Here is a 12,577-nt window from a genome sequence, read left to right as displayed (position 1 = left end):
CACTAACTCCAGAGGTTGAGGGACCGGACGGTGCGCACGAAGGCGCGCACCGCATCCAGGTCCTTGATGCCAGGGGCGGACTCCACGCCGCTGGCGACATCCACGCCGTAGGGCCGGGTGGCCATCACGGCCTCGGCCACGTTCGAGGGCTTGAGGCCGCCGGCGACCAGCACGGGTGCGCCGCAGTCTCCCAGCTGCTTCACCAGCGACCAGTCGAAGGTGACGCCGCCACCGCCGTAGCCTGGGGCCGCGCCGTCCAGGAGCAGCCCCGCGACGTCGCCCACGCCGACGTAGGCGCGGGCCCGGGCCACGTCCTCGGGCCCGCGTACGCGCAGCGCCTTGATGACGGGCACGCCGTAGCCAGAGCAGGCCTCGGGCGGCTCGTCGCCGTGGAGCTGCACGGCGGTGAGGCCGCACTCGCGCACACGAAGGCGGATGTCGTCCGGCTTCGCGTTGACGAACACGCCGACCACCGCGCCCAGCGGAGGCCGCGTGCGCGACAGCGCCGCCGCCGTGGACAGGTCCACGAAGCGGGGCGAGCCCGGATGGAAGTTGAGCCCCATCGCGTCCGCGCCCGCGGCCCAGACGCCCCGAGCATCCTCGAGGCGCGTCACGCCGCAGACCTTGACGGTGACGTTCACGCGCCGCCGCCTTCCAGGCCGAGCAGCCGGCGCAGGGCACGGCCTGGATCCGCGTCGCGCAGGAGCGATTCGCCCACGAGGACGGCGTCGGCGCCCGCGTCGCGTGCGGCGGTGAGGTCCGTCAGGTGCTTGAGGCCGCTCTCCGCCACCAGCGCGGTGGAGCGGGAGCGCAGCGCGGGCATCACCCGGAGCGCAGTGCCGGTGTCCGTCTTCAGCGTGGCGAGGTTGCGGTTGTTGAGGCCGATGATGGAGGCGCCCGCGGCGAGCGCGCGCTCGGCGTGCGCCTCCGTGTGGGCTTCCACGAGAGCGGCCACTCGCACCTGCTTCGCCGCGGCGACCATTTCGCGCAGGAGGGAGTCCTCGAGCGCGTCCGCGATGAGCAGCACCGCGTCCGCGCCCCAGGCCGCGCTCTCCTCTACTTCGCTGGCGGCGACAAGGAAGTCCTTGCGCAGGACGGGGATGCCGACGGCGGTCCGGACCGCGACGAGGTCCTCCAGGCTGCCGCCGAAGTCCGGCCCATCGGTGAGCACGCTGATGGCGCAGGCGCCCGCGGCTTCATAGGCCCGGGCCACCGCGACCACGTCCGCGTGAGGGAAGGCGCCGCCCGATGGGCTCTTGCGCTTCACCTCCGCGATGACGTTGACAGGGGTCCCGGGGACGCGGCGCACCAGTGCCTGCGCGAAGTCCCGCGTGGGGGGATGCGAGCCGTGCGCGGGGGCAGGGCGGGTTCCCAGCTCCCGGCGCTTGCGCGCCATGATGACGTCCAGCGTGCCGGGGGCTTCCGCCGTGGCGGTGTTTGAGGAGGCCGTCATGACAGGCTTCCTCGCTTCATAGGGGCATGCGTCTTCACTCGGTGCTCGATGCCGAAGGTGGCCATCCGCTTCATGGTGGGTGCGGCGGTCGTCAAGGCTGTGCCCTCCGCACCACGACGCAGATGCGCCGTCACTTGGCCCCAAGCGATGGCGGCCGTTGCCTGCTTCGCGATGCAGGCGGCGGTCGTCATGGCAGTGGCCTCCGCACCACGACGCGTCTTCGTCTTCGCTGGGCCCCAGGTGATGGCGGCCGCTGCTCGCTTCGCGATGGAGTCGGCGGTCGTCATGGCTGTGCCCTCCGCACCATGACGCGTCTTCGTCTTCGCTGGGCCCCAGGTGATGGCGGCCGCTGCTCGCTTCGCGATGGAGTCGGCGGTCGTCATGGCTGTGCCCTCCGCACCATGACGCGTCTTCGTCTTCGCTGGGCCCCAGGTGATGGCGGCCGCTGCTCGCTTCGCGATGGAGTCGGCGGTCGTCATGGCTGTGCCCTCCGCACCATGACGCGTCTTCGTCTTCGCTGGGCCCCAGGTGATGGCGGCCGCTGCTCGCTTCGCGATGGAGTCGGCGGTCGTCATGGCAGTGCCCTCCGCACCATGACGCGTCTTCGTCTTCGCTGGGCCCCAGGTGATGGCGGCTGCTGCTCGCTTCGCGATGGAGTCGGCGGTCGTCATGGCAGTGCCCTCCGCACCATGACGCGTCTTCGTCTTCGCTTGGCTCCAAGTGCTGGAGGCCACCTCCCGCTTCACGATGCAAGCGGCGGTCGCCAGGGCAGTGCCCTCCGCACCATGACGCGGATCCATCGCCACCTGATGCAAGGTGCCGGAGGCTCCCGCCTGCTTCGCGCTCGAAACGGCGGTTGTCATGGCCGCCGCCCGCGTGTCAGAGGCGCGCGCTGACAGGTTGCCTCGGGGACTGAGGGCTACCGCTGTGTGGGGATCCAAAGCGCGCGCCGTCATGCCGCGGCCTTCTGGATGAGCGCGGTCAGCTTTTGCTCGGCGGCACCGGAGTCGATGGCGTGTTCCGCGCGCTTCACGCCGTCCTTCAGCGTGTCCACCAACCCCACGATGAGCAGCGCCGCCGCCGCGTTGAGCAGCACCGCCGTGCGCACGCCGTCGCGCTCGCCCGCGAGCAGCGCGCGCAGCCTCCGGGCGTTCTCCTCCGCGTCGCCTCCCGCGATGGACTCACGCGCCACCGTGGACAGGCCCGCATCCTCCGGCGTCACCGTGAAGCGGCGCACCGTGCCGTCCGCGCACAGCTCCGCGACCTCCGTGGGCGCGCACGGTGAAATCTCATCCAGTCCGTCGTGCCCGTGCACCACCCATGCACGACGGCTGCCCAGGCGCCCCAGCACGCGCGCGGTCTGCTCCACGCGCTGCCGGTCGAAGGTCCCCAGCAACTGGTAGCGCGCCCCCGCCGGGTTCGTCAGCGGCCCCAGCAGGTTGAACACGCTGTGGAAGCCCAGGTCCCTGCGCGCCTGCGCCACGTGCCTCAGCGCACTGTGGTGCGACGGCGCGAAGAGGAAGCCCACCCCGTGCTCGTCGATGTCGCGCGCCACCTGCGCGTGCGCCCGCTCCATGGAGACACCCAGCACCGCGAGCACATCCGCGCTGCCACAACGACTGGAGACCGCGCGGTTGCCGTGCTTGGCCACCGTCACCCCCGCCCCGGCGGCCACGAAGGCCACCGCGGTGGAGATGTTGAAGGTGTGCGCCCCGTCACCCCCCGTACCGCAGGTGTCGAGCACCACCTCCGCCTGGGGAGAAATCTTCGCCGCGCAGGCCCGCATGGCCTCCGCCGCGCCGAGGATCTCGTCCTCGGTCTCCCCCTTCATGCGCAGCGCCGCCGCCAGCGCGCCTACCTGCGCGGCGGATGCCTCGCCCGCGAGCATCTGGCCCATCACGGAGGCCATCTCCTCGCGGGAGAGGTCGCGCCGGCCCACCACCCTGCCCAGCGCTTCCTTGAGGGTCATGGTCTATCCCAGCCGGACCACTTCGCGTCCCATCGCCTGCGCGATGGCACGCACCTCGCCCATGGCCTTCTCGAACTCGGAGAAGTCCAGCGACTGGAAGCCGTCCGACTTCGCGCGCGGCGGATCCGGGTGCACCTCGACGATGATGCCGTCGGCGCCCGCGGCGATCGCCGCCCGCATCATCGCCGGCACCGCCTTGCGCACGCCGATGCCGTGCGAGGGGTCCACGAAGACGGGCAGGTGCGTCAGCGCCTTGAGCATGGGCACCGCGTTCAGGTCCAGCGTGTTGCGGGTCATGTTCTCGAACGTGCGGATGCCACGCTCGCAGAGGATGACCTGCGTGTTGCCCCGCGCGACGATGTACTCGGCCGCCATCAGGAGCTCCTTGATGGTGGCGCTGATGCCGCGCTTGAGCAGGACGGGCTTGCGCGTCTCGCCCACCGCCTCCAGCAGGCTGAAGTTCTGCATGTTGCGCGCGCCAATCTGCAGGATGTCGGTGTGCTCCGCGACGGAGGCCAGCGTCGCCGTGTCCTTCACCTCCGTGGTGACGAGCAGGCCCGTCTCCTGGCGTGCCTCCGCCAACAGCTGGAGGCCGTCGCCCTTGAGGCCCTGGAACTCATAGGGGCTGGTGCGCGGCTTGAACGCGCCGCCGCGCAACATGGTCGCGCCGGCCTTCTTCACCGCCTGGGCGGTGGAGATGATCTGCTCGCGCGACTCCACCGAACAGGGGCCCGCGATGACGTGGATGGCGGCGCCACCAATGGTGAGGTCGCCCACGCGCACCAGGCTGTCCTCGGGCTTCACCTCACGGCTGACCAGCTTGAACGGCTGGGAGATGGAGACCGCGTCCGCGACGCCGGGCAGCACGCGGAAGGGTTCGGGCTCCACCGCGCCCGGGTTGCCGGTGATGCCGATGGCGGTGCGGGAGCCTCCAGGGATCGCGTGAGGATGCCAGCCACGGCGGCGGATCTCGTCGTTCACACGCTCGATGTCCTGGGCCGTCGCGTCGGGTCGCATCACGATCAACATGGGGGACTCCTGCTCTTTCTCTCTCCAAAAGTCACACGGGCGGATGCCCGTGTGGGTCGTGCCGGGGGCGTCGGGCCCCTGCTCAACGTTTGCCGCAACTGTCGGATGCCCGCAACCGCTCCCGAGTCTCGCTTGCACGTCCTGGCGTTATCAAGCCAGGGTCCGAACGCTTGCTGGACTGGAGGCGGACCATGGCGAAGCGGCCCGGGGTCATCGTCGTGGGGGGAGGGCTCGCGGGTCTGGCGTGCGCGAACGCCCTCCTCGAGGCGCGCGTGGATGCGCACGTGCTCGAAGCAGCGGAGGCGCCGGGCGGCCGGGTGCGCACCGACTCTTACGAGGGCTTCCTGTTGGACCGGGGCTTCCAGGTGTACCTCACGGCCTACCCGGAGGGGCAGCGGGTGTTGGACCTCCAGGCCCTGTCACTCCACCGTTTCATCCCGGGCGCCAAGGTGTGGCGGGGTGGGCGGCTGCACACGGTGGCGGACCCATTGCGGCATCCGGTGGCGGCGGTGTCGCATCTGTTCGACGCGGTGGGGGGACTGGCGGACAAGCTGAGGGTGCTGGATCTGCGTCAGCACGCCACGTCGGGTGAGCTGGAGGACGTGTGGCAGCGGCCCCAGCAGGACTCGCTGCGCTTCCTGCGCGACCTGGGCTTCTCCGACGAGATGCTGGACGCGTTCTTGCGGCCCTTCTTCGGCGGCATCTTCCTGGAGCGACAGCTGACGACGTCCAGCCGGATGCTGGAGTTCGTGTTCCGGATGTTCTCCCAGGGGCACGCGGCGGTGCCGGAGCGGGGCATGGAGGCCATCCCGGCGCAGCTGGCGGCGAAGCTGCCGTCGGGGGCGCTGCGGATGCGCGTGCGGGTGGCGGAGGTGTGGGGCCACCGGGTGCGGCTGTCGGACGGGGAGATGCTGCACTCGGATGCCGTCGTCGTGGCGACGGATCCCGGCACGGCCGCGTCGCTGCTCGTGGGCATGCCGTCCCCCGTGATGAACCCGGCGACGTGTCTGTACTTCGCTGCGCCGGAGCCGCCAGTGGAGGGGCCCTGGCTCACGCTCAACGGCGACGGGCAGGGCCCGGTGAACAGCGTGGCGGTGATGAGCGAGGTGTCCCCCGCCTACGCACCCCAGGGGCAGTCCCTGGTGTCCGTGTCGGTGGTGGATGACGACGGCGACGCCGCGTCCTTGGAGGCGCGCGTGCGCGCGCAGCTCGCGGAGTGGTTCGGCGCGGCGGTGGCCGCATGGCGGCACCTGCGCACGTATGCCATCGCGCAGGCCCTGCCCGCGCAGCCGCCCGCGGTGCTGGGGGAGCCGCACCGGCCCGTGCGCCTGTCCGCGGGGCTCTACGTGTGCGGCGACCATCGCGAGAACGCCTCCATCAATGGAGCGCTCATGTCGGGGCGCCGCGCGGCGGAGGCGGTGTTGCAGGACCTGGGACGGTAGCCCTCCGAGGGCGGGAGACCCTCACCCAAGGACAGCTCTCACCGGGTCGCGCGAGGCGGCATGTTGCCTGCGAGGCCACACGCTCCCCGGAGGATTGCGACCCATGTGGAAGCGCGCGGAGCGACCGGCCAGCCAGACATTGGACGGCTGGACGCACTGCCCGCAGCGGACCTAGGGTCGGACGCACACTCTCCTCGTCCAAGGATTCCGTTCATGTTCCGCCGCCTTGCCCTCTTGGGGTTGCTCGGTCTCGTGGCCTGTACCGGCGACAGCAATGATGATGACGACACCACCTCGACGAAGGGGACCGTCACCGGCACCCTCCAGCCGTTCCAGGCCGGGTCCGCCGTCGCGTTGAGCGCGCCCTCGTCGCTGGATGCCTTCTTCTCCCTGCCGGGGGCGAAGAGCCTGTCGCGGAAGGTCGCCGACGCGCTCGCCGCTCGCGGTGTGTGGCGCACGGGCATCCCGTCCAAGCCCCTGACGCAGCAGTCGTCGCTGATGCCCGGGGAGATCATCGTCCGCTTCGACACGCCCGACCTGTCCGCGGAGGAGGCCGTGGCGCGGGCGCGCGTCGCCGGCTACCACGTCGTGCACCAGGCCTTCCTGAGCGACACCCAGCACCTGCTGCGCTTCGAGGTCAGCCAGCCCCAGGCGATGGCCAGCGGCACGCCCAACGTGCGCGCGCTCACCGAGGCGGAGCACGTGCGCGTGCTCCAGCAGGTCCAGGCCGTGGAGGGCGTGCGGTACGCGGAGAGCAACCTGCGCGTACGGCCGCTCGCGGTGCCCAATGATCCGCTCTACTCGCGGCAGTGGCACTACGCGAACATGAACCTGCCGGCGGCCTGGGACCTGGGCACGGGCAGCCCGTCCATCGTCGTGGCGGTGGTGGACACCGGCATCACGAAGCACCCGGACCTGAACTCGCGCATCCTCCCGGGCATCGACCTCATCTCCAACCCCGCCTCCGCGGGCGACGGCGACGGCGTGGACTCCGACCCGACGGACCAGGGCAAGGACCTGCCCAACGGCGGCTCGTCGTACCACGGCACGCACGTGGCCGGGACCATTGGCGCGCTGTCCAACAATGGCGTGGGCGTGGCGGGCGTCACCTGGAGCGGCCAGAACATCCTGCCGGTGCGCGTGCTGGGAACCCAGGGCGGCACGCTGGCGGACATCATCGCGGGCGTCACCTGGGCGAGCGGCGGCAACGTCACCGGCGTGCGGCTGAACACCACGCCCGCGCGGGTCATCAACATGAGCCTGGGCGGCAACGGCAGCCCGTCGCAGGCGTTCCAGGAGGCCATCGACCAGGCCGTGGCGCGCAAGGCCATCCTCGTGGTGGCCGCGGGCAACGAGAACGAGAACACCTCCAACAGCTTCCCGTGCAACCAGCAGAACGTCATCTGCGTGGGCGCGGTGCGCTTCAACGGCAAGCGCGCCAGCTACTCCAACTTCGGCGCGCAGGTGGACGTCATGGCCACCGGCGGCCAGACGAGCGAGGACCGCAACGGAGACGGCTTCCCGGACGGCGTGCTGTCCACCCTGCCCAACAGCAGCAACCAGCCTTCGTATGACTGGTACCAGGGCACCAGCATGGCCACCCCGCACGTCGCGGGCATCGTCGCGCTGATGCTGGCGCAGAACGCCGCGCTCTCGTCGGCGGACGTGGAGAACATCCTGAAGGACACCGCGGACGCGACGAGCAAGTGCTCCGAGGGCTGCGGCGCGGGCCTGGTGGACGCGTACGCCGCGGTGCTGCGCGCCAAGGGCGGCGGGGATCCGACGCGGCCCCCGAAGCTCGCCATCAGCACCACGCAGCTGGCCTTCACCGGGGCGGCCTCCCAGGCGCTGACGGTGCGCAACAACGGCGGTGGCACGCTGCAGGTGAGCGTCGCCGTCTCCGGCGCCAACGCCTCCGCGGTGTCCGTGTCCAACAGCACGCTGTCCATCCCCGCGTACAAGTCCGCGACGCTGAACGTGAGCGTCAATCCGGGCTCGCTGGCGGTGGGCACCTACCTGGCGCAGGTGGACCTCACCGGCGCTTCGGGCGCGGGCTCCGCGCAGGTGCTGGTGAAGTTCCGCGTGGGCGCCACCGAGACGAAGGACGCGGTCCTCGCGTTCGCCTACCTGGATGCCGCGGGCGAGGTGCAGATCGACGACGACGGCATCGGCACGGTGTCCGCGGCCGGCGGGTACAACTACAGCACGAAGATCACCGCGCGCGACTACCTGGTGCTGGCGTGCATCGACGACACCGGCGAAGGCGACTACTTCGACGACGGCGACCGCGTGGGCTTCTGGCGCGACACCACCCAGGTGGAGACCGTGACCGTCACCAAGGGCCAGACGACCAGCGGCATCAGCTTCACGCTGGTCCCCTACCAGGCGGACCAGGACGAGCATCCCAACACGACCATCGGGCAGCCCTGCACCAGCAGCAGCCAGTGCGGCACCAATGGCCTGTGCGCGACGGGGAGCTACTTCCCGGGGGGCTACTGCACCCAGAGCTGCCTGTCCGCGAGCTGCCCGTCGGGTTCGGCCTGCTACAGCAGCACCGACGGTACCAGCGCCTATTGCTTCGCGTCCTGCACGCCGCCGTCCTCTGGCAGCGCCCAGGGCACGTGCCGCGCGGGCTACGTGTGCAGCGACGACGGCGCGGGCAAGGGCGTGTGCCTGACGCCGTGAGGTGAAGTCCCGTCCGCCGGCGGCGCGCGTGTGAACGTGCCCGCCGGCGGCCTCCGCGCCGGGGTACGCTGCCGCGCGCGATGAGCGTCTCTTCCGTTGCACCGCCGGCTCCGGAGGGCGCGGCCCAGACCGCGTGGCGGGCCGTGGCCATCGGTGGCGTGCTGGCGTGGACGGCGCTGGTGCACGCGCACCCGCCCCGCTTCTTCACCGTCGCTTCCGCGTTCTGCGCCCTCTGGCTCGCGGTGACGTGGCGGGCGATGGGACCCTGGCGCAGGCCGCCTCCCGCGCTGTCGCTTCCGGATGCGGCGTGGGGCGGGGCGCAGGGCGTGCTGCTGTACGTGGGCGCGCGGGCCTTCCTGTGGGCCTTCTGCGGCGGCTTCACCGACGCGCTCTGCGAGCCCCTGCACGCGGTCTATTCGACGTTCGGCACGGGGTCTCCGGGCATGGCCCTGGCCCTGGTGCTGCTGCTCGTCCCCGCGGAGGAGTTGTTCTGGCGGGGCTGGGTGCAGGGCGCGCTGCGTCCCCGCCTGGGCCGGTGGGGCGCGGTCGCCGGGTCGGCGGTGGCGTCCAGCCTGGTGCTGCTGGGCTTCGGGGAGCCGCTGCTGGCGCTGGCCGCGCTGCCCACGTCGCTCGCCTGGGGAGCGCTGGCCGAGTGGCGCCGGACGCCGCTGGCATCATGGTTGAGCCATGCACTGTGGGACGTGCTCATCGTCGTGGTGTGGCCCGCGACGTGAGGGGGCGTGACACAATGCGTGCCCATGGCCTCGTCCCCTGAAATCGGTGTCTTCGGCGCGGGCAGCATCGGCTGTTACGTCGGTGGCCGGCTCGCGGCGACGGGCGCGGCGGTGCGCTTCGTTGGCCGCGAGCGCGTGGTAGAGGAGGTCCGCGCCCACGGGCTGCACCTGACGGACTGGCGGGGCGCGGACTTGAAGGTGCCCGCGGCGGAGGTGCGCATCGGCACGGAGCCGGAGGCGCTGGCCACGGCGGACCTGGTGCTCGTCACGGTGAAGTCCGCGGCGACCGAGGAGGCGGGGCGGACGCTCGCGTCGTGGCTCAAGCCCGGCGCCAGCGTCATCAGCTTCCAGAACGGCTTGCACAACGCGGAGGTGCTGCGCGGCCTGCTGCCCGGCCGCACGGTGCTCACCGGCATGGTGCCCTTCAACGTCGCGGCGCAGGGGAGGGGCGGCTTTCACGCGGGCTCGGAGGGCACCCTGGAGGTGGCCCGGCACGCGGCGCTCGCGCCCTTCCTGGAGGCCTTCGCCCGGGCGGGGCTCCCGTTGAAGCAGCACGCGGACATCCTCGCGGTCCAGTGGGCGAAGCTGCTGTTCAACCTCAACAACGCGCTCAACGCGCTGGCGGACCTGCCGTTGAAGCAGGAGCTGTCCCAGCGCGCCTGGCGGCGGTGTCTGGCGCTCGCGCAGGCAGAGGCGCTGGCGGTGCTGGACCGGGTCGGGGTGAGGCCCGCGAAGCTGACGCCGCTGCCGACGCACTGGGTTCCGGCCCTGCTGAAGCTGCCGGACGCGGTGTTCGCCGTGCTCGCGAAGAAGATGCTCGCCATCGACCCCAAGGCGCGCTCGTCCATGTGGGACGACCTGCACGCGGGCCGCAAGACGGAGGTGGACTTCCTCAACGGCGAGGTCGTCCAGCTCGCCCGGACGCAGGGCCTGTCCGCGCCGGTGAACGCCCGCCTCGTGGCGCTCATCCGCGAGGCGGAGCGCGGCGACCGCCGGGCGTGGACCGGTGAAGCGCTGCTCGCCGACCTGACGGCCGCGCAGGCTTCGAAGGGGTAGGGCTCGAGGCGCCGTACCCGGGAGCGTGGCGGGCCTTCCGACCCGCGCACGCCCGTGCGCTCCGTCCTCAGGGGGCGGGGGCCCCGCCCCCAAGGCTCAGGTGGACGGCGACGTCTCCGCCGGAGCGCTGGCGGCGGGCGGCGGCACCTGGGCCGCGCTCGGTGCGCCGGGCCCCGCGCTCGTGGCCACCTGCGTGAGCAGCGCCGTCATCCGCCGGGCGAAGCGGTTCGGGTCGCTCAGCGGGCTGCCCTCGGTGAGCAGCGCCTGGTCGTGGAGCAGCTCGATCCACTCCCCCACCTGCGGCGTGGACGGGTCGCGGGTGATGAGGCCTCGCAGGTGCTCGATGACCGGGTGCTTGGGATTGACCTCCAGGATGCGCTTGACGCGCGGCATCCCCTTGCCGCGCTCCTTGAGCAGGCGCTCCAGGTACGCCGGCGTCCCGCCCTCCGACACCACGAGGCACACCGGCGAATCCGTGAGGCGGTCGGACACGCGCACCTCGCGCACGTCCTCCTTCAGCACGTCCTTCATCTTGTCGGTCAGGCCCTTGAGCCCTTCGGACTGCTGCTCCTTCGCCTTCTTCTCCTCGTCCGTGGACTGGAGCTTCAGGTCCGCGTTGAGCGCGGACACCAGCGGCTTGCCCTGGAAGTCGCGCAGGCCCTGCGCGGCCCACTCGTCCACCGGGTCCGTCATGAAGAGCACCTCGTAGCCGCGCTGCTTCAGCGCCTCCAGGTGCGGGCTGTCCGCCACCGCCTTCCGGCTCTCGCCGTAGACGTAATAGATGGCCTCCTGGCCCTCCTTCATGCGGCCCACGTAGTCCGCCAGGGACGTCAGCCCCTCCTCGCGGGAGGACTCGTAGCGCACCAGCGCGCCCAGCTTCTCGCGGTACTCCGTCTCCAGCGTCAGGCCTTCCTTCACCACCGTGCCGAAGGACTCCCAGAACGCGCGGTAGTCGTCCGGCTTGTCCTTGGCCAGCTTCTCCAGGAGGTCCAGCGACTTCTTCACCACGTGCTTGCGGATGGCGCGCACCACCGCGGAGTCCTGCAACATCTCACGCGACACGTTGAGCGGCAGGTCGTCCGAGTCGATGACGCCGCGCACGAAGCGCAGCCACTGCGGCACCAGGTCCTCGCAGCGGTCCATGATGAACACGCGCTTGACGAACAGCCGCACGCCGCGCTGCTGCTGCGAGTTCAAGTCGAACGGCGGGTGCTTGGGCACGAAGAGCAGGCCGGTGAACTGCTGCGTGCCGTCCGCCTTGAAGTGCGTCCACGCCAGCGGCTGGTCGAAGTCGTGCGTCAGGTGCTTGTAGAACTCCTGGTACTGCTCGTCCGTGATGTCGCTCTTCGGACGCTGCCAGAGGGCGCTCGCCTTGTTCACCACCTCCAGCGCCGCTTCCGTGGCCTGGGTGTCCCCGCTGCCCACGTGCTTGGTCACCTGGAGCTTGATGGGGTGGCCCACGTAGTCCGAGTACTGGGTGATGAGCTGGCGCAGCTTCCACTCGTCCAGGAACTCCTTCTGGTCCGGCTTCAGGTGCAGCGTGATGGCCGTGCCGCGCGTGGCCTTCTCCGCGGGCTCCACCGTGAACGTGCCGTGCGCCTCCGACGCCCACTTCCACGCGGACGTCTCCCCCGCGGCGCGGCTCACCACCTCCACGCGGTCCGCCACCAGGTACGCGCTGTAGAAGCCCACGCCGAACTGGCCGATGAGCTGCATGTCCTTCTGGCCCTTCTGCGCCAGCGCCTGGAGGAACTCGCGCGAACCGGAGTGCGCGATGGTGCCCAGGTTCTTCACCAGCTCGTCGTGCGTCATGCCGATGCCGGTGTCCTCCAGGGTGAGGGTCCCCTTGTCGGCGTCCGGGACGATGCGCAGCTCCAGCGTGGGCTCGTCCTTGAGGAGGTCCGGCTCCGTGATGGCGCGGAAGCGCAGCTTGTCCAGCGCGTCGGACGCGTTGGACACCAGCTCGCGCAGGAAGATCTCCTGGTGGCTGTAGAGCGAGTTGATGACCAGGCTCAGCAGCTGCTGGATCTCCGCCTGGAATGAGTGGGTTTCCCTCTGGGGGTGGGTCTCTGCGGACATGAAGGCCTCCGGGCGCTGACGACACGCGCCAATGCCTTCCCCATAACCATGCCCGCCGGCTTGTCGAGAAGAGGGAATCCATGTCCCACCCTTCCGCTGGGAGGCGGGGGCGGGTTGGGGTAGGGAAGGG

Annotated in this window: 10 protein-coding genes; 4 read left to right on the top strand and 6 right to left on the bottom strand. The window is 71.1% G+C overall.

The features are described 5' to 3' along the window. Positions 1-2: 2 nt before the first annotated feature. The 5 genes from FOF48_RS24475 to aroF form a co-directional block, all read right to left on the bottom strand. Complete coding sequence (locus FOF48_RS24475; protein ID WP_143905203.1) at positions 3-641, bottom strand: phosphoribosylanthranilate isomerase; 639 nt, start codon at positions 639-641, stop codon at positions 3-5. After that, the gene (locus FOF48_RS24470; RefSeq protein WP_143905202.1) at positions 638-1,453 is read right to left on the bottom strand and encodes an indole-3-glycerol phosphate synthase TrpC; all 816 of its coding nucleotides are present in this window, start codon (positions 1,451-1,453) and stop codon (positions 638-640) included. The genes FOF48_RS24475 and FOF48_RS24470 overlap by 4 nt, the downstream gene beginning before the upstream one ends. Continuing rightward, positions 1,450-2,316, bottom strand: a complete 867-nt coding sequence (locus FOF48_RS24465) for a hypothetical protein (protein WP_143905201.1) — start codon at positions 2,314-2,316, stop codon at positions 1,450-1,452. The genes FOF48_RS24470 and FOF48_RS24465 overlap by 4 nt, the downstream gene beginning before the upstream one ends. 89 nt (positions 2,317-2,405) lie before the next feature. Continuing rightward, complete coding sequence (gene trpD, locus FOF48_RS24460) at positions 2,406-3,422, bottom strand: anthranilate phosphoribosyltransferase (RefSeq protein ID WP_143905200.1); 1,017 nt, start codon at positions 3,420-3,422, stop codon at positions 2,406-2,408. 3 nt (positions 3,423-3,425) lie between these two features. Then, on the bottom strand, positions 3,426-4,451 hold the full coding sequence (aroF, locus tag FOF48_RS24455; RefSeq protein WP_143905199.1) for a 3-deoxy-7-phosphoheptulonate synthase: 1,026 nt from the start codon (positions 4,449-4,451) through the stop codon (positions 3,426-3,428). Positions 4,452-4,642: 191 nt separating this feature from the next. Between aroF and FOF48_RS24450 the strand changes: the two genes are divergently transcribed. From FOF48_RS24450 to FOF48_RS24435, 4 genes are all read left to right on the top strand, one after another. Beyond that, positions 4,643-5,893: an NAD(P)/FAD-dependent oxidoreductase gene (locus tag FOF48_RS24450; RefSeq protein ID WP_186002055.1), complete on the top strand. Its 1,251-nt coding sequence runs from the start codon at positions 4,643-4,645 to the stop codon at positions 5,891-5,893. A 213-nt stretch (positions 5,894-6,106) separates the two neighbouring features. After that, the gene (locus tag FOF48_RS24445) at positions 6,107-8,578 is read left to right on the top strand and encodes a S8 family serine peptidase (RefSeq protein WP_186002054.1); all 2,472 of its coding nucleotides are present in this window, start codon (positions 6,107-6,109) and stop codon (positions 8,576-8,578) included. Positions 8,579-8,658: 80 nt separating this feature from the next. Then, positions 8,659-9,312 carry a CPBP family intramembrane glutamic endopeptidase gene (locus tag FOF48_RS24440; protein WP_255442604.1) on the top strand — a complete coding sequence of 218 codons (654 nt, stop codon included), beginning with the start codon at positions 8,659-8,661 and terminating at the stop codon, positions 9,310-9,312. Between the two features lie 24 nt (positions 9,313-9,336). Further along, on the top strand, positions 9,337-10,368 hold the full coding sequence (locus FOF48_RS24435; protein WP_143905196.1) for a 2-dehydropantoate 2-reductase: 1,032 nt from the start codon (positions 9,337-9,339) through the stop codon (positions 10,366-10,368). A gap of 96 nt (positions 10,369-10,464) precedes the next feature. On the opposite strand, the gene htpG is transcribed toward FOF48_RS24435, so the two are convergent. Then, the gene (gene htpG / locus FOF48_RS24430; protein ID WP_143905195.1) at positions 10,465-12,447 is read right to left on the bottom strand and encodes a molecular chaperone HtpG; all 1,983 of its coding nucleotides are present in this window, start codon (positions 12,445-12,447) and stop codon (positions 10,465-10,467) included. Between the last annotated feature and the right edge of the window lie 130 nt (positions 12,448-12,577).

The organism is Corallococcus sp. Z5C101001 (assembly GCF_007352635.1).
GTDB lineage: Bacteria > Myxococcota > Myxococcia > Myxococcales > Myxococcaceae > Corallococcus > Corallococcus silvisoli.
This window is presented reverse-complemented; position numbering and strand designations above follow the sequence as displayed.